The 24,988-nt window shown below is 39.5% G+C and carries 37 protein-coding genes; all 37 read left to right on the top strand.

From position 1 onward, the window contains the following. Positions 1-4: 4 nt before the first annotated feature. The 37 genes from ACFORE_RS08035 (at position 5) to rplQ (ending at position 24,068) form a co-directional block, all read left to right on the top strand. Positions 5-229: a phosphoribosylaminoimidazole carboxylase gene (locus ACFORE_RS08035; RefSeq protein WP_154454878.1), complete on the top strand. Its 225-nt coding sequence runs from the start codon at positions 5-7 to the stop codon at positions 227-229. A gap of 89 nt (positions 230-318) precedes the next feature. Next, positions 319-1,617: an adenylosuccinate lyase gene (gene purB, locus ACFORE_RS08030; protein ID WP_154454879.1), complete on the top strand. Its 1,299-nt coding sequence runs from the start codon at positions 319-321 to the stop codon at positions 1,615-1,617. A 143-nt stretch (positions 1,618-1,760) separates the two neighbouring features. Then, the gene (locus tag ACFORE_RS08025) at positions 1,761-2,672 is read left to right on the top strand and encodes a helix-turn-helix domain-containing protein (RefSeq protein ID WP_235280823.1); all 912 of its coding nucleotides are present in this window, start codon (positions 1,761-1,763) and stop codon (positions 2,670-2,672) included. A 206-nt stretch (positions 2,673-2,878) separates the two neighbouring features. Continuing rightward, positions 2,879-3,877, top strand: coding sequence for a Holliday junction branch migration DNA helicase RuvB (gene ruvB, locus ACFORE_RS08020; RefSeq protein ID WP_154454881.1), 999 nt, complete (start codon positions 2,879-2,881; stop codon positions 3,875-3,877). Positions 3,878-4,127: 250 nt separating this feature from the next. Next, a complete protein-coding gene (locus tag ACFORE_RS08015; protein ID WP_154454882.1) occupies positions 4,128-4,508 on the top strand; it encodes an MORN repeat-containing protein in 381 nt (126 codons plus the stop codon). Continuing rightward, positions 4,505-6,286, top strand: coding sequence for an acyltransferase family protein (locus tag ACFORE_RS08010; RefSeq protein WP_264879687.1), 1,782 nt, complete (start codon positions 4,505-4,507; stop codon positions 6,284-6,286). The genes ACFORE_RS08015 and ACFORE_RS08010 overlap by 4 nt, the downstream gene beginning before the upstream one ends. 384 nt (positions 6,287-6,670) lie before the next feature. Next, the gene (gene thrC, locus ACFORE_RS08005; RefSeq protein WP_154454884.1) at positions 6,671-8,155 is read left to right on the top strand and encodes a threonine synthase; all 1,485 of its coding nucleotides are present in this window, start codon (positions 6,671-6,673) and stop codon (positions 8,153-8,155) included. 54 nt (positions 8,156-8,209) lie between these two features. Next, a complete protein-coding gene (locus ACFORE_RS08000; RefSeq protein ID WP_154454885.1) occupies positions 8,210-9,508 on the top strand; it encodes an MATE family efflux transporter in 1,299 nt (432 codons plus the stop codon). Positions 9,509-9,762: 254 nt separating this feature from the next. Beyond that, the gene (gene rpsJ / locus ACFORE_RS07995; RefSeq protein WP_002885653.1) at positions 9,763-10,071 is read left to right on the top strand and encodes a 30S ribosomal protein S10; all 309 of its coding nucleotides are present in this window, start codon (positions 9,763-9,765) and stop codon (positions 10,069-10,071) included. Between the two features lie 76 nt (positions 10,072-10,147). Further along, the gene (gene rplC / locus ACFORE_RS07990; RefSeq protein ID WP_154454886.1) at positions 10,148-10,774 is read left to right on the top strand and encodes a 50S ribosomal protein L3; all 627 of its coding nucleotides are present in this window, start codon (positions 10,148-10,150) and stop codon (positions 10,772-10,774) included. Positions 10,775-10,796: 22 nt separating this feature from the next. Further along, positions 10,797-11,420, top strand: a complete 624-nt coding sequence (gene rplD / locus ACFORE_RS07985) for a 50S ribosomal protein L4 (protein ID WP_154454887.1) — start codon at positions 10,797-10,799, stop codon at positions 11,418-11,420. Then, positions 11,420-11,716, top strand: a complete 297-nt coding sequence (locus ACFORE_RS07980; RefSeq protein WP_154454888.1) for a 50S ribosomal protein L23 — start codon at positions 11,420-11,422, stop codon at positions 11,714-11,716. Before rplD ends, ACFORE_RS07980 begins: the two co-directional genes overlap by 1 nt. 17 nt (positions 11,717-11,733) lie before the next feature. Beyond that, complete coding sequence (gene rplB / locus ACFORE_RS07975) at positions 11,734-12,567, top strand: 50S ribosomal protein L2 (RefSeq protein ID WP_003062844.1); 834 nt, start codon at positions 11,734-11,736, stop codon at positions 12,565-12,567. Positions 12,568-12,671: 104 nt separating this feature from the next. Further along, the gene (gene rpsS, locus ACFORE_RS07970) at positions 12,672-12,950 is read left to right on the top strand and encodes a 30S ribosomal protein S19 (RefSeq protein ID WP_000533765.1); all 279 of its coding nucleotides are present in this window, start codon (positions 12,672-12,674) and stop codon (positions 12,948-12,950) included. Between the two features lie 16 nt (positions 12,951-12,966). Then, the gene (gene rplV, locus ACFORE_RS07965; protein ID WP_003062848.1) at positions 12,967-13,311 is read left to right on the top strand and encodes a 50S ribosomal protein L22; all 345 of its coding nucleotides are present in this window, start codon (positions 12,967-12,969) and stop codon (positions 13,309-13,311) included. 12 nt (positions 13,312-13,323) lie between these two features. Beyond that, entirely contained in the window at positions 13,324-13,977 is a 654-nt protein-coding gene (gene rpsC / locus ACFORE_RS07960; RefSeq protein ID WP_167829287.1) for a 30S ribosomal protein S3, read from the top strand. 3 nt (positions 13,978-13,980) lie between these two features. Next, the gene (gene rplP, locus ACFORE_RS07955; protein WP_003062852.1) at positions 13,981-14,394 is read left to right on the top strand and encodes a 50S ribosomal protein L16; all 414 of its coding nucleotides are present in this window, start codon (positions 13,981-13,983) and stop codon (positions 14,392-14,394) included. A 9-nt stretch (positions 14,395-14,403) separates the two neighbouring features. Next, complete coding sequence (rpmC, locus tag ACFORE_RS07950) at positions 14,404-14,610, top strand: 50S ribosomal protein L29 (protein WP_003062854.1); 207 nt, start codon at positions 14,404-14,406, stop codon at positions 14,608-14,610. A 27-nt stretch (positions 14,611-14,637) separates the two neighbouring features. Beyond that, positions 14,638-14,898, top strand: coding sequence for a 30S ribosomal protein S17 (gene rpsQ / locus ACFORE_RS07945; protein ID WP_027972220.1), 261 nt, complete (start codon positions 14,638-14,640; stop codon positions 14,896-14,898). Positions 14,899-14,922: 24 nt separating this feature from the next. Continuing rightward, entirely contained in the window at positions 14,923-15,291 is a 369-nt protein-coding gene (rplN, locus tag ACFORE_RS07940; protein WP_154454889.1) for a 50S ribosomal protein L14, read from the top strand. A 79-nt stretch (positions 15,292-15,370) separates the two neighbouring features. Continuing rightward, positions 15,371-15,676 (top strand): 50S ribosomal protein L24, encoded by a 306-nt coding sequence (gene rplX, locus ACFORE_RS07935; protein ID WP_154454890.1) that lies wholly within the window; start codon positions 15,371-15,373, stop codon positions 15,674-15,676. Between the two features lie 27 nt (positions 15,677-15,703). Further along, entirely contained in the window at positions 15,704-16,246 is a 543-nt protein-coding gene (rplE, locus tag ACFORE_RS07930; RefSeq protein ID WP_154454891.1) for a 50S ribosomal protein L5, read from the top strand. 17 nt (positions 16,247-16,263) lie between these two features. Then, on the top strand, positions 16,264-16,449 hold the full coding sequence (locus ACFORE_RS07925) for a type Z 30S ribosomal protein S14 (protein WP_003062863.1): 186 nt from the start codon (positions 16,264-16,266) through the stop codon (positions 16,447-16,449). 99 nt (positions 16,450-16,548) lie between these two features. Continuing rightward, positions 16,549-16,947, top strand: coding sequence for a 30S ribosomal protein S8 (gene rpsH, locus ACFORE_RS07920; RefSeq protein ID WP_154454892.1), 399 nt, complete (start codon positions 16,549-16,551; stop codon positions 16,945-16,947). Between the two features lie 113 nt (positions 16,948-17,060). Next, positions 17,061-17,597 carry a 50S ribosomal protein L6 gene (rplF, locus tag ACFORE_RS07915; RefSeq protein ID WP_154454893.1) on the top strand — a complete coding sequence of 179 codons (537 nt, stop codon included), beginning with the start codon at positions 17,061-17,063 and terminating at the stop codon, positions 17,595-17,597. Positions 17,598-17,700: 103 nt separating this feature from the next. Next, positions 17,701-18,057, top strand: coding sequence for a 50S ribosomal protein L18 (rplR, locus tag ACFORE_RS07910; protein ID WP_167829288.1), 357 nt, complete (start codon positions 17,701-17,703; stop codon positions 18,055-18,057). Positions 18,058-18,075: 18 nt separating this feature from the next. After that, positions 18,076-18,570 carry a 30S ribosomal protein S5 gene (gene rpsE, locus ACFORE_RS07905; protein ID WP_154454894.1) on the top strand — a complete coding sequence of 165 codons (495 nt, stop codon included), beginning with the start codon at positions 18,076-18,078 and terminating at the stop codon, positions 18,568-18,570. A gap of 14 nt (positions 18,571-18,584) precedes the next feature. Then, positions 18,585-18,767, top strand: a complete 183-nt coding sequence (gene rpmD / locus ACFORE_RS07900) for a 50S ribosomal protein L30 (protein ID WP_154454895.1) — start codon at positions 18,585-18,587, stop codon at positions 18,765-18,767. A 143-nt stretch (positions 18,768-18,910) separates the two neighbouring features. Beyond that, entirely contained in the window at positions 18,911-19,351 is a 441-nt protein-coding gene (gene rplO / locus ACFORE_RS07895; RefSeq protein WP_168261044.1) for a 50S ribosomal protein L15, read from the top strand. Between the two features lie 16 nt (positions 19,352-19,367). Continuing rightward, on the top strand, positions 19,368-20,672 hold the full coding sequence (secY, locus tag ACFORE_RS07890) for a preprotein translocase subunit SecY (RefSeq protein ID WP_154454897.1): 1,305 nt from the start codon (positions 19,368-19,370) through the stop codon (positions 20,670-20,672). 96 nt (positions 20,673-20,768) lie between these two features. Next, positions 20,769-21,410, top strand: coding sequence for an adenylate kinase (locus tag ACFORE_RS07885; protein ID WP_154454898.1), 642 nt, complete (start codon positions 20,769-20,771; stop codon positions 21,408-21,410). A gap of 117 nt (positions 21,411-21,527) precedes the next feature. Then, entirely contained in the window at positions 21,528-21,746 is a 219-nt protein-coding gene (infA, locus tag ACFORE_RS07880; RefSeq protein WP_001040189.1) for a translation initiation factor IF-1, read from the top strand. 25 nt (positions 21,747-21,771) lie between these two features. Beyond that, entirely contained in the window at positions 21,772-21,888 is a 117-nt protein-coding gene (rpmJ, locus tag ACFORE_RS07875; protein ID WP_002959355.1) for a 50S ribosomal protein L36, read from the top strand. 17 nt (positions 21,889-21,905) lie between these two features. Next, entirely contained in the window at positions 21,906-22,271 is a 366-nt protein-coding gene (gene rpsM, locus ACFORE_RS07870) for a 30S ribosomal protein S13 (protein ID WP_003062883.1), read from the top strand. A 17-nt stretch (positions 22,272-22,288) separates the two neighbouring features. Further along, a complete protein-coding gene (rpsK, locus tag ACFORE_RS07865) occupies positions 22,289-22,672 on the top strand; it encodes a 30S ribosomal protein S11 (RefSeq protein WP_003062885.1) in 384 nt (127 codons plus the stop codon). A 48-nt stretch (positions 22,673-22,720) separates the two neighbouring features. After that, positions 22,721-23,659 (top strand): DNA-directed RNA polymerase subunit alpha, encoded by a 939-nt coding sequence (locus tag ACFORE_RS07860; RefSeq protein WP_154454900.1) that lies wholly within the window; start codon positions 22,721-22,723, stop codon positions 23,657-23,659. Between the two features lie 22 nt (positions 23,660-23,681). Further along, the gene (gene rplQ, locus ACFORE_RS07855) at positions 23,682-24,068 is read left to right on the top strand and encodes a 50S ribosomal protein L17 (protein WP_154454901.1); all 387 of its coding nucleotides are present in this window, start codon (positions 23,682-23,684) and stop codon (positions 24,066-24,068) included. Positions 24,069-24,988 lie beyond the last annotated feature (920 nt).

Below are 24,988 nucleotides of genomic sequence, written 5' to 3'. Positions count from 1 at the left end.
AAATATGCTGAAAATCATTGTTCATGCTTATATTGATAATACTAAGAAAGCTATCGTTGAAGTCGTTTTTGCTTCTTCTGATAAGTCTCGTATTTCTGAAAAAATGGCAGAACTGACAAATAAGTACCCCAATGATTACCTTGCTGTTTATGATTTACCACTCGATACAGATTTAACAACTTTACCTCACTATCCATCTGTTGAAATTGGTAAGGAAGATTTTAATTAATTGTGTTAGTTGTTTTATTGATATAACTAAAAAAAGGAAAGGAGTTAGGGTGTTAACCGTATTCGCTTAACGCCCTTAATATCTTAAACATGATCGATCGTTATTCACGCCCTGAAATGGCGGCAATTTGGAGTGAAGAAAATAAATACCGTGCTTGGCTTGAAGTGGAAATCTTAGCCGATGAAGCATGGGCAGAATTAGGTGAAATTCCTAAAGAAGATGTGGCTAAAATCCGTGAAAATGCGGACTTTGACATTGACCGTATTCTTGAAATTGAACAAGAAACACGTCACGATGTGGTGGCTTTCACGCGTGCCGTTTCTGAAACACTTGGCGAAGAACGCAAATGGGTTCACTACGGTTTGACATCAACTGACGTCGTTGATACAGCTTACGGTTACCTTTACAAACAAGCCAACGACATTATTCGCAAAGATTTGAACAATTTCCTTGAAATCATTGCCAACAAAGCAAAAGAACACAAGTTTACTATCATGATGGGACGTACTCACGGTGTCCATGCTGAGCCAACTACTTTTGGTTTGAAATTAGCAACTTGGTACAGTGAAATGAAACGTAACATCGAACGTTTCGAACATGCTGCCGCAGGTGTCGAAGCTGGTAAAATTTCAGGTGCCGTTGGTAACTTTGCTAACATCCCACCATTTGTTGAAGCTTATGTGTGCGATAAATTAGGCATCCGTGCTCAAGAGATCTCAACACAAGTTCTTCCACGTGACCTTCACGCTGAATACTTTGCTGTTCTTGCTAGCATCGCAACATCAATTGAACGCATGGCAACTGAAATCCGTGGTTTGCAAAAATCTGAACAACGTGAAGTTGAAGAATACTTTGCTAAAGGCCAAAAAGGTAGCTCAGCAATGCCACACAAACGCAACCCAATCGGTTCAGAAAACATGACTGGTCTTGCGCGTGTGATTCGTGGACACATGGTAACAGCTTACGAAAACGTTGCTCTTTGGCATGAACGTGATATCTCACACTCATCAGCAGAACGTATCATCACACCAGATACAACGATTTTGATTGATTACATGCTAAACCGTTTTGGCAATATCGTGAAAAACTTGACCGTTTTCCCAGAAAATATGCTTCGCAACATGGGTTCTACATTTGGTCTTATCTTCAGCCAACGTGTGATGCTTAAACTGATCGAAAAAGGCATGACGCGTGAGCAAGCTTATGACCTTGTTCAACCTAAGACAGCTTATTCTTGGGATAACCAAGTCGATTTCAAACCACTTCTTGAAGCTGATGAAGAAGTGACATCACGTTTGACACAAGATGAAATCGATGAGTTGTTTAACCCAGCTTATTACACAAAACGTGTTGATGAAATCTTTGAACGTATTGGTTTAGGGGACTAAGATTTATCAACTTGATGATTTAAATACAACCATTATCGAACACTATTTTTCTAAGAAGGCAGGATAACTAGTTGGGAGAGTATTATCCTGTCTTTCTTTTTCTATCGGAGAGATCGTTAGTTTTAGGGGATTTAAGGAGATTGATTATGAAAGCATTTGGGGAAAAGGTGCGCCAGTTAAGAGAAGAGCGTGGGATTTCACGTGAGGCTTTTTGTGGCGATGAAACGGAATTGTCTATTCGGCAGTTGTATCGGGTTGAAACAGGGCAGTCCATTCCAACACTAAACAAGGTAACCTATATCGCGCAGATTTTGGGAGTGAGCATTGGTGAGCTAACCGATGGCAAGACCTTTGAACTTCCAGCTAGATACAAGGAATTAAAGTATTTGCTGCTGAGAACACCGACTTATGGGGACCAAGAACGCCTGCAAAAAAAGAGCCATTATTTTGATGAAATTGCGGAGCAGTATTACGAAGTCATTCCAGAAGAAGAACGCTTGATGATGGATTGCTTGCAGTCTAAGATAGATGTGCACTTCAGCGATGATGTTAATTTTGGAGAGGGCATTTTGCACGAGTATTTTGACCAAGTTCTAAAAAAGCAGGTTTTTTCCTTAAATGACCTGATTGTGATTGATTTGTACTTGGCTTGTTTGGCCTCAGCTCCCGTTTTAGAAGGCATTTACAGTTTGGATTTGTATAAGACTTTGATGGAACGCTTGTTGGACCAAGACATTGCTGACCCTGAAACGGCACTGATTTTGAATAATGTTTTGCTAAATAACGTTGACTTGGCTTTTCGTTTTCAAAAGGACACTTTTGTGGAGGCTATCATGTCAAAAAGCAGTGACATCATGACGGCGATTCACGATTTTCAAAAACGCCCCATTTTAAGCTTGGTAGAGTGGAAATATCAGCTGCATTTCAAAAATGATTTGGCTACTGCACAAGAATCTTATACCAAAGCCATTTTATTTGCCAGTTTGATAGGAGATACCCATCTAGAAGAGCAGTTGGTCACGGAATGGCAAAAGGATACCCAAAACTATCCCTAGATTTTTTCTAGGGATTTTTTTTGCAGAACAGGACATATATGTCCTGTTGTTTTTCTGAAAAATCCAGTAAACTAAATGTAATCATTTGGAAAGGATGGAAAGAGATGAAATCAATGGTTTTCTTTTTTCTGCTAACAGGTTGGTGGGGTTTATAAGCTCTTGTTCAAAAAATTCCCTGACCTTTTTAGTTTTGGTATAATAATGATATGAGTAGAATTTTAGATAATGACGTGATGGGTGATGAGGAGTTCGTAGAGCGAACCTTGCGTCCCCAATATTTGCAAGAATACATTGGTCAAGATAAGGTCAAAAATCAATTACGCATTTTTATCGAAGCAGCAAAATTGCGAGATGAGTCTTTGGACCACGTTTTGTTGTTTGGACCGCCAGGTCTTGGTAAGACTACCATGGCTTTTGTCATCGCCAACGAATTAGGCGTGAATTTGAAACAAACCTCAGGGCCAGCTATTGAAAAGGCGGGAGATTTGGTGGCCATCTTAAATGATTTAGAACCAGGTGACGTGCTTTTTATTGATGAAATTCATCGAATGCCTATGGCTGTCGAAGAAGTGCTTTACAGTGCTATGGAAGATTTTTACATTGACATCATGATTGGTGCTGGTGAAACTAGCCGTAGTGTGCATCTGGAATTGCCACCGTTTACCTTAATTGGTGCAACCACCCGAGCAGGTATGCTATCAAACCCTTTGCGAGCGCGCTTTGGTATTACAGGACACATGGAATACTATGATGTGGATGATTTGACGGAAATCATTGAGCGGACGGCAGATATTTTTGAGATGAGCATTGTTTATGAAGCAGCACAAGAATTAGCCAGACGCAGCCGTGGCACACCACGTATTGCTAACCGTCTGTTAAAACGTGTGAGGGACTACGCTCAAATCATGGGAGATGGTGTGATTACAAAAGATATCACCGACAAGGCTTTGACAATGTTGGATGTCGATGCTGAAGGGCTTGATTACATTGACCAAAAAATCTTGCGGACGATGATTGAACTGTATAATGGAGGTCCAGTGGGACTAGGCACCTTGTCTGTCAATATTGCTGAGGAACGCGATACGGTGGAGGATATGTACGAGCCTTATTTGATTCAAAAAGGTTTTATCATGCGAACGCGGACAGGGCGCGTGGCGACTGCCAAGGCTTACGAACACCTAGGTTACCCGTTTAAGGAAAATTAAAGTTAATGTTAAGTTAATTTTAAGCTAATCTTTCTATACTGTAGACAATCCTAAAACTTTTCTTTTTCATAATCTCCTAGGAAGAAGCTTACTTCGTTAAGTTTCTTCCTTTTTTAGTGTTAGAATTCGGTTGGCTTAACCAGAAACGAAACATTTAAAAGAGATATCATGCGTTAAGCTCTATTTTTTTGTTATAATAGTAAAAGAAATTTTTTAGACAATCGTTTAAAGTTTTAGAAGTTGTGTGAACATGAAAAAAATAAATATAAGTAGAGGCCGTATAGAGATAATTGTTGTCCTATTTCTTGTTATTTGTGGCCTATCCGTTTTTTCGGTGTCAAAAAGTTCCAAGACAACCTTGGTTTACGATAATGGCAAAATAACCTATACAGGCTATGTGGTCAATCATCGCATGAATGGTCAGGGACAGTTGACTTATCAAAATGGGGATGTTTATAAAGGGCACTTTGTCAATGGTATTTTTGATGGCGAAGGTACCTATACCGCTAAATCAGGTTGGAGTTATAGCGGCGAATTTAAAGATGGTCAACCAAACGGACAAGGAACCTTGAAGGCTCAAAATGGTAAAGTCTATACAGGAACCTTTAAACAGGGGATTTTTCAAAAATGAGAATAAAATGGTTTTCAATGGTTAGGGTAACAGGGCTTTTGTTAGTCTTGCTCTATCATTTCTATAAAACAATCTTTCCAGGAGGCTTTGTTGGTGTTGATGTCTTCTTCACCTTTTCAGGCTACTTAATCACTGCTTTGTTAATTGATGAGTATTCTAAGCACAGAAAGATAGACCTTCTTGGTTTTTATAGGAGGCGATTCTATCGGATTGTGCCTCCTTTGGTATTGATGGTTCTGATGGTTATCCCATTTACTTACTTGGTGCGCCGAGATTATGTTGCCAATATAGGCACACAAATCGCAGCGGCACTGGGATTTACCACCAATTTTTATGAAATCATGACCGGTGGTAATTACGAATCGCAATTTGTTCCCCACCTTTTCCTACAAACGTGGAGTTTGGCGATTGAGATGCATTTCTACTTGATTTGGGGTTGGTTGATTTGGTTCTTAGGACGTCGCCGACACAGTTTAGCCCAATTCCGTAGCATGATTTTTGGAATTTCGGGACTTTTCTTTTTGGGAAGCTTCCTATCAATGTTTATCCGAGTCTTTTTCGTGGACAATGTGTCAACCATCTACTTTTCATCGCTATCGCATAGTTTCCCATTCTTCCTAGGAGCAATGGTAGCAACGATGACTGGGGTCAGAGAAACCACTGTCCGATTTAAGAAAAATGTCCGTTTGTGGACGACAAAACGCAGTATCATCACCATGGCAACCAGCTTTGCCTTGCTAATGGTTTTGGGATTGACTTTGAATTTCAACCATCGCATCACTTATTGGTTTGGTTTCTTACTAGCTAGTTTGTTTGCTGTTGTTATGATTTACGGGGCGCGTGTTTTAAATGACCAGTTGCCAAATGCAAAAGAGCCCGTGGTGATTAACTATTTATCAGATATTAGTTACGGGATTTACCTCTTCCACTGGCCATTTTATGTGATCTTTACCCAATTGATGCCTCATTTCTTGGCAGTTCTGTTGACTGTGTTCTTCTCCATTGTCTTGTCAACCTTGTCTTACTATCTCCTTGAGCCTTTTATTGCTGGAAAATCACCAAGCTTATTGGGAGTAGAGTTTGATTTGACGCCTTATAAGAAATGGATTTATGGAGGAACGGCAGCACTTGGCCTTGTGACCCTTGTAACGGTTCTGATGGCCCCAAGCATGGGGAATTTTGAATCCAGCTTGTTGGTCAATTCCTTAAATCAAGAGCAAAGTAATGTGACTAGGACTCATACCCTGACCGCTGGTGATGCTGCTGCGCTCAGTGATGTGACTATTATTGGTGACTCTGTTGCCCTTCGTTCAAGCAGCGCCTTTTCAAGTTTGTTGCCTGATGCTCAACTTGATGCCGCTGTTAGTCGTAATTTCAACGAAGCTTTTGATATTTACAAAAATGCTATTGACAGTGGTACCTTGTCCAAAACAACGGTTCTTGCTGTCGGTGTTAATTCCTTAGATAATTATCGCGAAGATTTGCAACGTTTTATTGACGCTTTGCCAAATGGCTACCGTTTGATTATCGTTACGCCTTACAATGCTAATAATGAAACGCAAGTCAAAGAAGTTCGTGATTACGAATTGACCTTGCCAGATACCTATCCTTATGTGACTATTGCGGATTGGTATAAGGCTGCCTCAACTCACCCAGATATCTGGAAGGGAACAGACGGCGTCCATTACAGCGACAGCGATTCAACAGGTGCAGACCTTTACGTTAAAACCATTCAAAAAGCTATCGATAAATCTGCTAAAGGCCCTGCCAAAGAATAAAGTATTTAAGTCAACGCTCCGACTGAGTAACAGTTGCATCATTGACTTTTTTTAGTGGAAAGCCGACTCGTAAAAAAATCTCAAAAAAGTTTATGAAAGCCCTTTACAGATTGAATGGCTAGCGTTATTATACCAATGGATTAAACGTGAGTAGGAAGGAGGGAAGTTAGTGGCTGCTTTATTCTATAACGTTTTGGCAAGCGTTTGGATTTCAATTGCTGGTGTAGATTCACGTTGGACTGGTAAGTAAAATAGTAAAAATATGTTGAGGGGGCGAGCCAAAAAAGTCGTCCCCTTTTTACAATTATGGTAAAATTTGTATAAATTTTCTGATAATTATGATAGAATGGACATATAGTCTCTATTTAAGATAAGGAGTTTGTGATGACGTTAATTTACCAATCAACGCGCGATGAAAATAATAAAGTAACTGCTAGTCAAGCAATTTTACAAGGACTAGCAAGTGACGGTGGTTTGTTTACCCCTGTTACCATGCCATCTGTCAACTTGGATTTTGATACGTTAAAAGATGCCTCTTACCAAGAAGTTGCCAAATTAGTCTTGTCAGCTTTCTTGGATGATTTCACAGAAGAAGAGTTGGACCACTGCATTGCTTCAGCTTACGATGCCAAATTTGACACACCAGCTATTGCACCATTGGTATCATTAGAAGGGCAATACAATCTAGAGCTTTTCCACGGGGCAACTATCGCCTTTAAAGACATGGCTTTGTCAATCCTGCCTCACCTTTTGACGACTTCTGTAAAAAAACAAGGGGTAGATCGTAAAATTGTGATTTTGACAGCGACTTCAGGGGATACTGGAAAAGCTGCTATGGCTGGATTTGCGGACGTTCCAGGAACTGAGATTATTGTTTTCTATCCAAAAGATGGGGTTAGCAAGATTCAAGAATTGCAAATGACGACTCAAACTGGCGACAACACTCATGTCGTTGCCATTACAGGTAATTTTGATGATGCTCAAACGGCTGTTAAACAGATGTTCAACGACGATGCCCTACGCCAAAAATTGGCCGATCAAAATCTGCAATTCTCATCAGCCAACTCAATGAATATCGGTCGCTTGGTGCCACAAATTGTATACTATGTTTATGCCTACGCTCAATTGGTGAAAAATGGTCACATTCGCGTTGGAGATAAGATTAATGTTACCGTTCCAACAGGTAATTTCGGGAATATCCTAGCGGCTTATTATGCTAGTCAAATCGGTGTTCCAATTGGTAAGTTGATTTGTGCGTCAAATGAAAACAAGGTATTGACAGACTTCTTTGTAACTGGAACTTACGACAAAAAACGTGATTTCAAAGTGACAACCAGCCCATCAATGGATATCTTGGTGTCATCTAACTTGGAACGTTTGATTTTCCATTTGTTAGGAAATGATGCTGCTAAAACCAAAACTTTAATGGAAGAATTAGTGGCAGACGGTGAGTACACCCTTCCTGAGGTGGACCATACTATTTTAGATTTGTTTGCAGCAGATTACGCAACTGAGGCAGAAACATCAGCCGAAATCAAACGCGTGTACGAAACATCACATTATATTGAAGACCCACATACAGCGGTTGCTTCAGCAGTTTATCACAAATACCTTTACCGTACGAAAGACACAACTCCAACGGTCATTGCCTCAACAGCCAGCCCTTATAAATTCCCACGAGTTGTGGTTGATGCCGTCAGAGAGCAAGCTGCAGCAGATGATTTTGCAGCGGTTAATGACTTGGAAAAATTATCAGGAGTGGCTATTCCAAAAGCCGTTAAAAGCCTTGATAAATTACCTGTTCGTCATGATACCGTTGTTTCAACAGACGGCATGCAAGCCATTGTTGAAAGCATTTTAGGGATATAGTTTCTAAGAGCCGAGATTTGTCCTCGGCTTTTATTTGTGCTATAATGTCACATTATGAAACAATCAAAAGAAATTATTCGATTAGCTTTTCCGTCTATGATGGAAAATCTCTTGCAGATGCTCATGGGAGTCGTGGATAATTATCTAGTGGCTCAAGTGGGTCTAGTAGCTGTTTCGGGAGTTTCTGTTGCGAATAATATTATTACGATTTATCAAGCCGTTTTTATCGCTCTTGGAGCTGCGATTTCTAGTCTAGTCGCCAAGAGTATTGGTGAGAAGAATGCTCAAAAAACCGTACAATATCAATCAGATGCTCTCTTAATTACCATCGTGCTGAGCCTGTTTCTTGGTCTTATCTCCGTGACACTTGGCAAGCAGATGCTTCAATTATTAGGGACAGCGACGGCGGTTACCCAAACAGGTGGGCTTTATCTAGCACTGGTCGGTGGTTTGATTATTAGCCTCGGCTTGATTACAACTTTTGGTGCTATTTTAAGGTCAACAGGTAAGCCTCGTTTGCCGATGTACGTCAGTTTGGTTGCAAATATTCTAAACGCTCTGTTCTCAGCAGTAGCTGTTTTTATTTGCCATTGGGGCGTGGCTGGGGTCGCTTGCTCAACTGTTTTAGCGCGTTTTATTTCAGTAGGTATTTTAGCTTATTACTTGCCGATAAAACGCATGGTTAAGCACATGAGGTGGCGTTTGAGTGATGATTTAATCAAACTTGCTCTTCCAGCTGCAGGTGAACGCCTGATGATGCGAGCAGGAGATGTGGTTATCATAGCCATTATTGTTAAATTCGGAACTAAGGTTGTCGCAGGTAATGCCATTGGTGAAACCTTAATCCAATTTAACTTTATGCCAGGTTTTGGTGTGGCAACGGCGACGGTTATTCTTGTGGCGCGTTGTTTAGGTCAGAGAAATCCGCAAGCCATTCGTCGTCTGGTGAGAATGTCCTACGTCATATCAGTCTTGCCAATGTTTGCTATCGGTCTTTTTTCTTGGTATTTCCACACCGAATTGTCCCAACTCTTTACGACCGATTCAGTTGCCCTTCAAGCTAGTGCCACAGTTCTTTTCTATTCCTTTATTGGTGGACCTGCCACGGCTGGTACTTTGATTTACACAGCGACTTGGCAAGGTTTAGGAAATGCTCGCCTACCATTTTATGCAACAACTATTGGGATGTGGCTCATCCGTATCGTTTTGGGATACGTTCTTGGTATCACCTTTAATTTAGGTTTACAAGGGGTTTGGTTAGCCACATTGGCGGACAATATCTTCCGTTGGTTCTTATTAAAATTCCTATATCATAGGCACCTAAAAACACTGGAGCCAGCTCCAGCAACCTAATAATCTATGAAAAAGCAAGAGCAGTAGCTTCTTGCTTTTTATGATAGATAAACTGAAAACGAATTCTTTAAAAAATAGAGCAAAACCCTTGCGAACTCAGTTCAAATTTGCTATTATATACTGGTGCTGTAAAACAGTAACTTTAGCTATGATACAAGAGGTTGCGACACGCTCGGTTGCATTGCCACGCAAAGAGGTGTTGGTTTTCTTGAGGAGCTAGCCTATTATCTTAAATAGACGAGAAGGAGAAAAAGATGGCAAATAAGAAAATCCGTATCCGTTTGAAAGCATACGAACATCGTACACTTGATACAGCGGCAGAAAAAATTGTTGAAACTGCAACACGTACAGGTGCTACAGTAGCTGGACCAGTTCCACTTCCAACAGAACGTAGCTTGTACACAATTATTCGTGCGACTCACAAATACAAAGATTCACGCGAACAATTTGAAATGCGTACTCACAAACGCTTGATCGACATCATCAACCCAACTCAAAAAACAGTTGACGCTTTGATGAAATTAGATCTTCCAAGTGGCGTTAACGTAGAAATCAAACTTTAATAAGGATTTCGTTATTGAGCATAAAAAACGCTCGTTAAAAACTTTTTAAAATAATAAAGTAAAGGAATATTCTCTCATGACAAAAGGAATCTTAGGGAAAAAAGTGGGAATGACTCAAATCTTCACTGAATCTGGTGAATTCATCCCAGTAACAGTCATTGAAGCAACTCCAAACGTTGTTCTTCAAGTTAAAACTGTTGAAACAGACGGTTATGAAGCTGTTCAAGTTGGTTTTGATGACAAACGTGAAGTATTGAGTAACAAACCTGCCAAAGGCCATGTAGCAAAAGCTAACACTGCTCCTAAGCGCTTCATTCGTGAATTCAAAAACATTGAAGGTTTAGAAGTAGGTCAAGAAATTACAGTTGACACTTTCTCAGCTGGAGATGTTGTTGATGTAACTGGTACATCAAAAGGTAAAGGTTTCCAAGGTGTTATCAAACGCCACGGTCAATCTCGCGGACCTATGGCTCACGGTTCTCGTTATCACCGTCGTCCAGGTTCAATGGGACCTGTTGCGCCTAACCGTGTTTTCAAAAACAAACACTTGGCAGGACGTATGGGTGGTAACCGTGTAACAATCCAAAACCTTGAAATTGTACAAGTTATCCCAGAGAAAAACGTTATTTTGATTAAAGGTAACGTACCAGGTGCTAAGAAATCTCTTATCACTATCAAATCAGCAGTTAAGGCTGCTAAATAATAAGAAAGGAGAAAACAGTTAAATGGCAAACGTAAAACTATTTGACCAAACTGGGAAAGAAGTTAGCTCAGTTGAATTGAATGATGCTATTTTCGGTATCGAACCAAACGAATCAGTAGTATTTGACGTTATCATCAGTCAACGTGCTAGCCTTCGTCAAGGTACTCACGCGGTTAAAAACCGTTCAGCAGTATCTGGTGGTGGTCGTAAACCATGGCGTCAAAAAGGAACTGGACGTGCTCGTCAAGGTTCTATTCGTTCACCACAATGGCGTGGTGGTGGTGTTGTCTTTGGACCAACTCCACGTTCATACGGCTACAAACTTCCACAAAAAGTTCGTCGCCTTGCTTTGAAATCAGTTTACTCAGCAAAAGTAGCTGAAGACAAATTTGTAGCTGTAGAAAGCCTTTCATTTGCAGCTCCAAAAACAGCTGAATTTGCAAATGTACTTTCAGCACTTAATGTTGATTCAAAAGTACTTGTAATCCTTGAAGAAGGTAATGAATTTGCAGCACTTTCTGCACGTAACCTTCCAAACGTTAAAGTTGCAACTGCAACAACTGCAAGTGTTCTTGATATCGTAAACAGCGACAAACTTCTTGTTACTAAAGAAGCAATCTCTAAAATCGAGGAGGTTCTTGCATAATGAATTTGTACGACGTAATCAAAAAGCCAGTAATCACTGAAAAATCTATGTACGACCTCGAAGCAGGTAAATATACATTTGAAGTTGACTCTCGTGCGCACAAACTTTTGATTAAACAAGCTGTTGAAGCTGCTTTTGACGGAGTTAAAGTTGCAAACGTGAATACTGTAACTGTAAAACCAAAACAAAAACGTGTTGGTCGTTACACTGGTTTCACTTCAAAAACTAAAAAAGCTATCATCACTCTTACAGCTGATTCTAAAGCAATCGAGTTGTTTGCAGCTGAAGCTGAATAATCTAAGGAGGAAATAACGTGGGTATTAAAGCTTATAAACCAACGACAAATGGTCGTCGTAATATGACTTCTTTGGATTTTGCTGAAATCACTACAAGCACTCCTGAGAAATCATTGCTTGTTTCACTTAAAAACAAAGCTGGTCGTAACAACAACGGTCGCATCACTGTACGTCACCAAGGTGGCGGTCACAAACGTCACTACCGTTTAATTGACTTCAAACGTAACAAAGACGGTGTTGAAGCAGTTGTTAAAACTATCGAGTATGATCCAAACCGTACAGCTAACATCGCTCTTGTACACTACACTGACGGTGTGAAAGCTTACATCCTTGCACCAAAAGGTCTTGAAGTTGGTCAACGTATCGTTTCAGGTCCGGATGCAGATATCAAAGTTGGTAATGCTCTTCCACTTGCTAACATCCCTGTTGGTACAGTTATTCACAACATCGAACTTCAACCAGGTAAAGGTGCTGAATTGATTCGTGCTGCTGGTGCATCTGCACAAGTTCTTGGTCAAGAAGGTAAATACGTTCTTGTTCGTCTTCAATCAGGCGAAGTTCGTATGATTCTTGGTACTTGCCGTGCAACAATCGGTACAGTTGGTAACGAACAACAATCACTTGTAAACCTTGGTAAAGCTGGTCGTAGCCGTTGGATGGGTATCCGTCCTACAGTTCGTGGTTCTGTAATGAACCCTAATGATCACCCACACGGTGGTGGTGAAGGTAAAGCACCAGTTGGACGTAAAGCGCCATCTACTCCTTGGGGTAAACCTGCGCTTGGTCTTAAAACTCGTAACAAAAAAGCGAAATCTGACAAACTTATCGTTCGTCGTCGTAACGACAAATAATCGTTTAGTCGCTTAGTTTATAATAATCATCCGCCAGCTCGGTAGTGTGCAATTTTTGCACACAGGCCGCTGTGGTACTACATTTTAAAGGAGAAAACTACAAAATGGGACGTAGTCTTAAAAAAGGACCTTTCGTCGATGAGCATTTGATGAAAAAAGTTGAAGCTCAAGCAAATGACGAAAAGAAAAAAGTAATTAAAACTTGGTCACGTCGTTCAACGATCTTCCCAAGTTTCATCGGTTATACAATCGCAGTTTATGATGGACGTAAACACGTACCAGTTTACATCCAAGAAGACATGGTAGGTCACAAACTTGGTGAATTCGCACCAACTCGTACTTACAAAGGTCACGCAGCTGACGATAAGAAAACACGTCGTTAATTAGGAGGAGGACACAATGGCAGAAATTACTTCAGCTAAAGCAATGGCTCGTACAGTCCGTGTTTCACCTCGTAAAACACGTCTTGTACTTGATCTTATCCGTGGTAAGAATGTTGCTGACGCAATCGCAATCTTGAAATTCACTCCAAACAAAGCAGCTCGTGTAGTTGAAAAAGTTCTTAACTCTGCTATCGCTAACGCAGAAAACAACTTTGGTTTGGAAAAAGCTAACTTGGTAGTATCTGAAACTTTCGCAAACGAAGGACCAACAATGAAACGTTTCCGTCCACGTGCTAAAGGTTCAGCTTCACCAATCAACAAACGCACAACTCACGTTACAGTAGTTGTGTCAGAAAAATAAGGAGGTAAAATCGTGGGTCAAAAAGTACATCCAATTGGTATGCGTGTCGGAATCATCCGTGACTGGGATGCGAAATGGTATGCTGAAAAAGAATACGCGGATTACCTTCATGAAGATCTTGCAATCCGCTCATTCATCCAAAAAGAATTGGCAGATGCTTCAGTTTCTCGTATTGAAATTGAACGTGCTGTAAATAAAGTAATTGTTTCACTTCACACTGCAAAACCAGGTATGGTTATCGGTAAAGGTGGAGCTAATGTTGATGCGCTTCGCGCTAAACTTAACAAATTGACTGGAAAACAAGTTCACATCAACATCGTTGAAATCAAACAACCTGATTTGGACGCACACCTTGTTGGTGAAAACATCGCACGTCAACTTGAACAACGTGTTGCTTTCCGTCGTGCTCAAAAACAAGCTATCCAACGTACAATGCGTGCAGGTGCTAAAGGAATCAAAACTCAAGTATCTGGTCGTTTGAACGGTGCGGATATCGCTCGTAGCGAAGGTTACTCAGAAGGAACAGTTCCACTTCACACACTTCGTGCTGATATCGATTATGCTTGGGAAGAAGCTGATACTACTTACGGTAAACTTGGTGTTAAAGTTTGGATCTACCGTGGTGAAGTTCTTCCAGCTCGTAAAAACACTAAAGGAGGCAAATAACAAATGTTAGTACCTAAACGTGTTAAACACCGTCGTGAATTCCGTGGAAAAATGCGCGGTGAAGCTAAAGGTGGTAAAGAAGTTGCATTTGGTGAATACGGTCTTCAAGCAACAACTAGCCACTGGATTACAAACCGCCAAATCGAAGCTGCCCGTATTGCAATGACTCGTTACATGAAGCGTGGTGGTAAAGTTTGGATTAAAATCTTCCCACACAAATCATACACTGCTAAAGCTATCGGTGTACGTATGGGTTCTGGTAAAGGGGCTCCAGAAGGTTGGGTAGCACCAGTTAAACGTGGTAAAGTGATGTTCGAAATCGCAGGTGTTTCTGAAGAAGTTGCACGCGAAGCGCTTCGTCTTGCAAGCCACAAATTACCAGTTAAAACGAAATTCGTGAAACGTGAAGCAGAATAAGGAGAAAACATGAAACTTCAAGAAATTAAAGATTTTGTTAAAGAGCTTCGTGGTCTTTCTCAAGAAGAACTTGCTAAGAAAGAAAACGAACTTAAGAAAGAACTTTTCGACCTTCGTTTCCAAGCTGCAGCAGGTCAACTTGATCAAACTGCTCGTTTGAACGAAGTTAAAAAACAAATTGCACGTGTTAAAACTGTGCAATCAGAAAAGAAATAATAGATTGGGAAAGGAGAAATTCTAATAATGGAACGTAATCAACGTAAAACACTTGTTGGACGTGTTGTATCTGACAAAATGGATAAAACAATCACTGTTATAGTTGAAACAAAACGTAACCACCCAGTCTATGGTAAACGTATCAACTATTCTAAAAAATACAAAGCACATGATGAAAACAACGTTGCTAAAGAAGGCGATATCGTTCGTATCATGGAAACTCGTCCACTTTCAGCTACAAAACGTTTCCGTCTTGTAGAAGTTGTGGAAGAAGCTGTTATTATCTAATCAAACTAAAAGGAGAAATTTGAAATGATTCAACAAGAAACTCGCTTGAAAGTTGCTGATAATAGCGGTGCTCGTGAGATCTTGACTATCAAAGTTCTTGGTGGTTCAGGACGTAAATTCGCTAACATCGGTGACGTAATCGTTGCTTCTGTAAAACAAGCTACTCCTGGTGGCGCTGTTAAAAAAGGTGATGTTGTTAAAGCCGTAGTTGTTCGTACTAAATCAGGTGCGCGCCGTCCAGACGGTTCATACATCAAATTTGATGACAATGCTGCAGTAATCATCCGCGAAGACAAAACACCTCGTGGAACTCGTATCTTCGGCCCTGTTGCACGTGAATTGCGTGAAGGTGGCTTCATGAAGATCGTGTCACTTGCACCAGAAGTACTTTAATTCATACATAACACAAACTAAGTCCCCTGCTTTTGCAGGGTGCCCATTAGGGCGTAAGAAATAATAGGAGAAAAACCAAATGTTTGTAAAAAAAGGCGATAAAGTTCGCGTTATTGCTGGTAAGGACAAAGGCGTTGAAGCTGTAGTTCTTAAAGCCCTTCCTAAAGTCAACAAAGTTGTTGTTGAAGGTGTTGCTATCGTTAAAAAACATCAAAAACCAAACAACGAAAACCCTCAAGGTGCTATCGTGGAAAAAGAAGCACCAATCCATGTGTCTAATGTTCAAGTTCTTGACAAAAATGGTGTAGTAGGACGTGTTGGTTACAAAGTTGTTGACGGCAAAAAAGTTCGTTACAACAAAAAATCAGGCGAAGTGCTTGATTAATCACGAAGGAAAGGAGAAAAGTATATAATGGCAAATCGCTTAAAAGAAAAATACACTAACGAAGTTGTTCCTGCTTTGACTGAAAAATTTAACTATTCTTCAGTTATGGCTGTCCCAAAAGTTGAGAAAATCGTTCTTAACATGGGTGTTGGTGATGCTGTAAATAACGCTAAAAACCTTGAAAAAGCTGCTGCTGAATTGGCACTTATTTCAGGTCAAAAACCATTGATTACTAAAGCTAAGAAATCAATCGCTGGCTTCCGTCTTCGTGAAGGTGTAGCGATCGGTGCAAAAGTTACCCTTCGTGGTGAACGTATGTACGAATTCTTAGATAAATTGGTTACTGTTTCACTTCCACGTGTGCGTGACTTCCACGGTGTTCCAACAAAATCTTTTGACGGACGTGGTAACTACACACTTGGTGTGAAAGAACAATTGATTTTCCCAGAAATCAACTTTGATGATGTTGATAAAGTACGTGGTCTTGATATTGTTATCGTAACTACAGCTAACACTGACGAAGAAGGTCGTGAATTGCTTAAAGGCCTTGGAATGCCTTTCGCAAAATAATTTTGGAGGTAAATTAATTGGCTAAAAAATCTATGATTGCTAAGAATCATCGCCCTGCGAAATTCTCTACGCAAGCTTACACTCGTTGCGAACGTTGTGGCCGTCCACATTCAGTTTACCGCAAATTCAAACTTTGCCGTGTTTGCTTCCGTGAGTTAGCTTACAAAGGACAAATCCCAGGGGTTACCAAAGCTTCTTGGTAAGTCGATGAGATAAGAATAGGAAGGCAACGACTGTTGCTTTCCCATGACATTAACTAGCAAGTGAGTAATTCAAACTACTAGTAAGAGGAGAATATAAAAATGGTTATGACTGACCCAATTGCAGATTTTCTAACACGCATCCGTAATGCTAACCAAGCAAAACATGAAGTGTTAGAAGTACCTGCTTCAAACATTAAAAAAGGAATTGCTGAAATTCTTAAACGCGAAGGTTTCGTGAAAAACGTTGAAATCATCGAAGATGACAAACAAGGAATCATCCGTGTTTTCCTTAAATATGGACAAAACGGAGAACGCGTTATCACTAACTTGAAACGTGTTTCTAAACCAGGTCTTCGTGTTTACGCAAAACGTGAAGATGTTCCTAAAGTTCTTAACGGACTTGGAATTGCAATTATCTCTACATCAGAAGGTCTTTTGACTGACAAAGAAGCACGTCAAAAGAACGTTGGTGGAGAAGTTATTGCTTACGTTTGGTAAGATAAGTACAACACATTTCTTACTAACAAATGGACTACTAAGCATATAGTAGTCGCCCCGTGAAAACTCGTCGCATTAAGCGGCTTGACAATTTAACAGGAGAATATAAAACTATGTCACGTATTGGTAATAAAGTTATCAACTTGCCTGCTGGTGTAGAAGTTACTAACAATAACAATGTAGTAACTGTTAAAGGACCTAAAGGCGAACTCACTCGTGAGTTTAACAAAAATATTGAAATCAAAGTTGAAGGCAATGAAGTTTCACTTCACCGTCCAAATGACTCAAAAGAAATGAAAACAATTCATGGTACAACTCGTGCTAACTTGAACAACATGGTTGTTGGTGTTTCTGAAGGTTTCAAAAAAGAACTTGAAATGCGTGGGGTTGGATACCGTGCACAACTTCAAGGTTCAAAACTTGTACTTTCTGTCGGTAAATCTCACCAAGACGAAGTAGAAGCTCCAGAAGGCATTTCATTTGAAGTACCATCTGCAACTAACATCGTCGTTAACGGTATCAACAAAGAAGTTGTTGGTCAAACAGCAGCTTACATTCGTAGCCTTCGTGCTCCAGAACCTTATAAAGGTAAAGGTATCCGTTACGTTGGTGAATACGTTCGTCGTAAAGAAGGTAAAACTGGTAAATAATAGATTATGGGAGTTTTTGCGAGAGTTCTTCTTGCAAAATCCCTATTCTAGTATTTATAACGTGTCATTTTGACATCATTTAAAAAATTAAGAGGTGAAAATTGTGATTTCGAAACCAGATAAAAATAAAATCCGTCAAAAACGCCATCGTCGCGTTCGCGGTAAACTCTCTGGAACTGCTGATCGCCCACGTTTGAACGTTTTCCGTTCTAATACAGGCATCTACGCTCAAGTAATTGATGACGTAGCGGGTGTAACGCTCGCAAGTGCATCAACTCTTGATAAAGAAGTTTCAAAAGGAACTAAAACAGAACAAGCCATTGTTGTCGGTAGACTTGTTGCTGAACGCGCAGTAGCTAAAGGTATTTCTGAAGTGGTGTTTGACCGCGGTGGATATCTCTATCACGGACGTGTTAAAGCTTTGGCTGACTCAGCTCGTGAAAACGGATTGAAATTCTAATAGGGAGGACACTTAATAATGGCATTTAAAGATAATGCAGTTGAACTTGAAGAGCGCGTTGTTGCCATCAACCGTGTTACAAAAGTTGTAAAAGGTGGACGTCGTCTTCGCTTTGCTGCTCTTGTAGTTGTTGGTGACCGTAATGGTCGTGTAGGTTTTGGTACTGGTAAAGCTCAAGAAGTACCAGAAGCTATCCGTAAAGCTGTCGAAAGCGCTAAAAAGAACATGATCGAAGTACCAATGGTTGGTACAACTATTCCTCACGAAGTTCGTTCAGAATTTGGTGGAGCAAAAGTATTATTGAAACCTGCTGTTGAAGGTGCGGGGGTTGCCGCTGGTGGTGCTGTTCGTGCCGTCATCGAATTGGCTGGTGTAGCGGATGTTACATCTAAATCACTTGGTTCAAACACTCCAATCAACATCGTTCGTGCAACTGTTGAAGGTTTGAAACAACTTAAACGTGCTGAAGATGTCGCTGCTCTTCGCGGTGTTTCAGTTTCTGATTTAGCTTAAGAAAGGAGATCATCATGGCTCAAATTAAAATTACTTTGACTAAGTCTCCAATCGGACGCATCCCTGCTCAACGTAAAACAGTTGCCGCACTTGGACTTGGTAAATTGAATAGCTCAGTTGTCAAAGAAGACACTCCAGCTATCCGTGGAATGATTACTGCAGTTTCACATTTAGTAACTGTTGAAGATGTTAAATAATTAACATCAATATGAGTGTTCGTTTAAGTCGCAGAGGAAACTCTTGCGGCTTAAACTAGATAATGGTATAGGCGAGTTTCTATAGGGAGTCCTTTCCCCCTATAGGGGCGCTAGCATTTTACAAATAAAGGAGAAATTAAATAATGAAACTTCATGAACTTAAACCAGCAGAAGGTTCACGTAAAGTACGTAATCGTGTAGGTCGTGGTACATCATCTGGTAATGGTAAAACTGCCGGACGTGGTCAAAAAGGTCAAAAAGCACGTAGCGGTGGAAAAGTACGTCTTGGTTTTGAAGGTGGACAAACACCATTGTTCCGTCGTATGCCAAAACGTGGTTTTTCAAACGTTAACGCAAAAGAATACGCACTTGTAAACCTTGATCAACTTAATGTTTTTGAAGATGGTACAGAAGTAACTCCAGTTGTTCTTAAAGAAGCTGGAATCGTTCGTGCTGAAAAATCAGGTGTTAAAGTCCTTGGTAACGGTGAATTGACTAAAAAATTGACTGTTAAAGCAGCTAAATTCTCTAAATCTGCTGAAGCAGCGATCACAGCTAAAGGTGGTTCAGTCGAAGTCATCTAATTGAGGGGGACATAGAATGTTCTTTAAGCTACTTAAGGATGCGCTAAAAGTAAAAAATGTTAGAAATAAGATTTTCTTTACACTTTTTATTATTTTCGTTTTCCGTGTTGGAACACATATTACAGTTCCTGGAATTAATGCGAAAAGCCTAGGACAATTAGGAGAACTTCCCTTTTTGAACATGTTGAACCTTGTTTCAGGGAATGCTATGAGTAACTTCTCTGTATTTTCAATGGGGGTCAGCCCTTATATCACAGCATCCATCATTGTTCAACTTCTACAAATGGACATTCTACCTAAGTTTGTCGAATGGAGTAAGCAAGGTGAAGTAGGGCGTCGTAAGTTAAATCAGGCAACGCGCTATATTTCTCTTGCTTTAGCATTTGTTCAATCTATTGGGATTACCGCAGGATTTAATACCTTATCAAGCATAGCATTGGTTTCTACCCCAAATGTCAAAACCTATCTTTTGATTGGCGCTCTTTTAACAACAGGTAGCATGATTGTTACTTGGTTGGGTGAGCAAATCACGGATAAAGGTTTTGGGAATGGTGTATCAATGATTATCTTCGCGGGTATTATCTCATCAATTCCAAGTGCAATCTCAACGATTTATGAAGACTTCTTCGTGAACGTTCGTTCAAGTGATTTAATGTCTTCATACATCTTTGTTGCTTTGTTGATCTTAGCAGTGTTGGTTATTGTTTTCTTTACCACATTTGTTCAACAAGCAGAATATAAAATTCCAATTCAATATACAAAACTTGAAAAGGGAGCTCCAACAAGTTCGTACCTTCCTTTAAAAATTAATCCAGCTGGCGTTATTCCCGTTATCTTTGCGAGCTCGATTACAACTATTCCAAGTACGATTATCCCGTTGATTTCAAATGGTCGAGATATTCCTTGGCTAACGAACCTTGAAAAACTATTAAACTACCAAACCCCAACAGGAATGGTTGTTTATGCAGTGCTAATTATCCTATTCTCTTTCTTCTATACTTTTGTGCAAGTCAATCCCGAAAAAACAGCCGAGAACTTGCAAAAGGGAGCGTCTTATATTCCTAGTGTTCGACCTGGACGCGAAACGGAAGATTATTTGTCTTCATTATTGAAGAAATTAGCCACTGTTGGATCTGTTTTTCTAGCATTCATTTCTCTAACACCAATTGTTGCTCAACAAATGATGGATTTGTCTAGCAGCATTGCTTTAGGGGGAACAAGTTTGTTGATCTTGATCTCAACAGGAATTGAAGGAATGAAACAACTTGAAGGTTATCTCTTAAAGAGAAAGTATGTTGGTTTCATGAATATAGCAGAATAGAATATAGGTTGACTTTGTCAACCTTCTATTTTGTTATTAAATAAATCTAACTGCTATCAGGTTAGATTTATTTAATAACAAAATAAGGAGACGATTATGAATCTTTTGATTATGGGCTTGCCAGGTGCTGGTAAAGGGACTCAAGCAGCCAAAATTGTTGAAAAATTTGGTTTAGTACATATTTCTACTGGAGATATGTTCCGTGCAGCAATGGCAAACAAAACCGAAATGGGTGTATTGGCAAAATCATTCATCGATAAAGGTGAATTGGTTCCTGATGAAGTGACAAACGGTATTGTTAAAGAACGCTTAGCACAAGCTGATATTGCAGAAAAAGGTTTCTTGCTTGATGGTTACCCACGTACTATCGAACAAGCACATGCTTTGGACGAAACTCTTAACAACTTGAATTTGACATTAGATGGTGTGATTAACATCGATGTTAACCCAGATTCACTTGTTGAACGTTTGAGTGGTCGTATCATTAACCGCAAAACAGGAGAAACATTCCACAAAGTATTCAATCCACCAGTTGGTGATTACAATGAAGATGATTTCTACCAACGCGAAGATGACAAACCTGAAACTGTAAAACGCCGTCTTGATGTTAATATCGCTCAAGGAGCACCAATTCTTTCACATTATCGTCAATCAGGTCTTGTTTACGATATTCAAGGTAACCAAGATATTGATGCTGTTTTTGCTGACATTGCAGATGTTGTAGCAAAATTAAAATAATGAGATTTTAATACTTGCGTAAGCATTAATTTGATGCTATAATAGGTTAGTCTGACTTATAATTGTTACCTCTGTATCCAGAGGACATCAAATCGAAATTTAGAGGGGGGCTTTTGCGTGGCAAAAGAAGATGTGATTGAAATCGAAGGTAAAGTTGTTGAGACGATGCCTAATGCTATGTTTACTGTTGAGTTAGAAAATGGACACCAAATCTTGGCAACTGTATCAGGAAAAATCCGTAAGAACTATATCCGTATCTTGGTAGGTGATCGTGTTACTGTTGAAATGAGTCCTTACGACTTAACTCGTGGCCGTATCACATACCGCTTTAAATAATCGAAATAATTGGAGGGATAAAAAAATGAAGGTAAGACCATCAGTCAAACCAATTTGCGAATACTGTAAAGTTATTCGTCGTAACGGTCGTGTTATGGTAATTTGTCCATCAAATCCAAAACACAAACAACGTCAAGGATAATATAGAAAGGAGAAAAAATGGCTCGTATTGCTGGAGTTGATATTCCAAATGAAAAACGTGTAGTAATTTCACTTACTTATGTGTATGGTATCGGACTTGCGACTTCTAAGAAAATCTTAGCTGCAGCTGGTGTTTCAGAAGACATCCGTGTTAAAGATTTAACATCAGACCAAGAAGATGCTATCCGTCGTGAAGTTGATGCAATTAAAGTTGAAGGTGACCTTCGTCGTGAAGTAAACTTGAACATCAAACGTTTGATGGAAATCGGTTCATATCGTGGAATCCGTCACCGTCGTGGACTTCCTGTCCGTGGACAAAACACTAAAAATAACGCTCGCACTCGTAAAGGTAAAGCTGTTGCGATTGCAGGTAAGAAAAAATAAAATAGGAGGTAAAAAAATTGGCTAAACCAACACGTAAACGTCGTGTGAAAAAGAACATCGAATCTGGTGTTGCTCATATTCACGCTACATTTAATAACACTATTGTTATGATTACAGATGTGCATGGTAACGCAATTGCATGGTCATCAGCTGGTGCTCTTGGATTTAAAGGTTCTCGTAAATCTACTCCATTCGCTGCACAAATGGCTGCAGAAGCTGCTGCTAAATCTGCACAAGAACATGGTCTTAAAACCGTTGAAGTTACTGTAAAAGGTCCTGGTTCAGGTCGTGAGTCTGCTATTCGTGCTCTTGCCGCTGCTGGTCTTGAAGTGACTTCAATCCGTGACGTTACTCCTGTGCCACACAATGGTGCTCGTCCTCCAAAACGTCGTCGTGTGTAATCATAATTGTTAATAGTACACAAGATTCGTTTCGAGGGAGTATAATAAATGATTGAGTTTGAAAAACCAATAATAACAAAAATTGATGAAAATAAAGATTACGGTAGATTTGTTATTGAACCACTTGAACGTGGTTATGGGACAACTCTAGGTAATTCTCTTCGTCGTGTACTCTTGTCTTCACTCCCAGGTGCGGCAGTAACATCAATCAAAATTGATGGAGTACTCCACGAATTTGACACTATTCCAGGTGTACGCGAAGATGTTATGCAAATCATCCTTAATATTAAGGGACTTGCAGTAAAATCTTATGTCGATGATGAAAAAATCATTGAACTCGATGTTGAAGGTCCGGCAGAAGTAACTGCAGGGGATATCTTAACAGACAGTGACGTTGAAATTGTCAATTCTGATCATTATCTTTTCACCATCGCTGAAGGACATAGTTTGAAAGCAACTATGACAGTAGCTAAAAAACGTGGTTATGTTCCAGCTGAAGGTAACAAAAAAGATGATGCTCCGGTGGGCACTCTTGCTGTAGATTCTATCTATACACCGGTGAAAAAAGTTAATTATCAAGTAGAACCAGCTCGTGTAGGTAGCAATGATGGTTTTGATAAATTGACTATTGAAATCATGACAAACGGAACAATCATTCCTGAAGACGCACTAGGTCTTTCTGCACGTGTTTTAATCGAACACTTAAATCTATTTACTGACTTGACAGAAGTAGCTAAAAATACAGATGTCATGAAGGAAGTAGAAAAAGTTAACGATGAAAAAGTCTTAGATCGTACTATTGAAGAACTTGATTTGTCAGTTCGTTCATACAACTGTCTAAAACGTGCAGGTATCAATACTGTGTTTGATTTAACTGAAAAAACCGAACCTGAAATGATGAAAGTCCGCAATCTAGGTCGTAAAAGCCTTGAAGAAGTTAAGGTTAAACTTGTTGATCTTGGACTTGGACTTAAAAACGATAAATAATAAAATAATATAGGAGGAAAAAATGGCTTACCGTAAATTAGGACGTACTAGTTCACAACGTAAAGCAATGCTTCGTGATTTGACAACTGATCTTTTGATCAACGAATCTATTGTAACAACTGAAGCTCGCGCTAAAGAAATCCGAAAAACAGTAGAAAAGATGATTACTTTAGGTAAACGTGGTGATCTTCATGCTCGCCGTCAAGCTGCTGCTTTTGTTCGTAATGAAATTGCATCTGAAAACTTTGACGAAGCAACTGAAACATACACTTCACAAACTGCGCTTCAAAAACTTTTCGATGATATTGCACCTCGTTACGCAGAACGCAACGGTGGATACACTCGTATTCTAAAAACTGAACCACGCCGTGGTGACGCTGCTCCAATGGCTATCATTGAGTTAGTATAATTTTTATCAATTTTGTTGAGTGTTATGATGATGGAATGTTCGCATTCTTAGTCTAGCTCTGGTCTACCGCTAGGATTTTTCCTAGCGGGAACACTCATCATATTGTCATATAGGAACACTTGTTTACGAAATATCTCTAGCTTAGAAATATTTCGCAAGCAGGTGTTTTTGTATATCGCTTACGATTTAATAAATGTAAGAAGCTCAATAGGGCTCTCTAGCATATAGACGGGCTTATATGTCGTTTTAAAGCTATAATATACTTAGGTTCTATTTAAGGCTATCAAACCCTTTATATGGGCGTTTAATCACGTTAATAGGAAAATTGTGTTGTAATTCATAGAAATGGTTTAAATAGCTCATTTGACGTTAATTTAGTATTGTGAATCATCTTTTTCGATATATCAGGAAATGATGGAGATTCTAATTGATAACTGTCTAAAAGTTAGCTAAATCTCCTCAAACTATTAATAGCAATGTTAATGGTTGATAAGTCATACAACTTTGTATAAAGAAATGTTTAAAATGTGTTATTCACCTGATACGCCATAAGAAATCCATGAAATAATAGTAATTTTCTGTTAAGTAGATTTTCACATCAATAAGTTAAAAAAATAGTTCTCTATATCAAGTAGTATTGTTTCCTCGAAGAAATGCTTAAGAAGCTAATTTAAGGCCGACAGAAGCCCTATTAAGCAAGTAATGGAAAAAACCAATATAGGGATATATCGTACTCATATGGGCTAAAATGGTCCCTTACTCACCTCTAACTGATAAAACAACAGCTTCGTCGATTCAGCCGTGAATATCATTCTATCGATTTACTATTTTTTTCAAAAAAATCTCAAATTCCCTTGACAATAGATTTAGTATTTAGTATACTGAATAAGCTGTCAACGAGGGACGGTTGATAACTTAAA

This window comes from Streptococcus alactolyticus (assembly GCF_042649785.1).
Lineage (GTDB): Bacteria > Bacillota > Bacilli > Lactobacillales > Streptococcaceae > Streptococcus > Streptococcus alactolyticus.
This window is presented reverse-complemented; position numbering and strand designations above follow the sequence as displayed.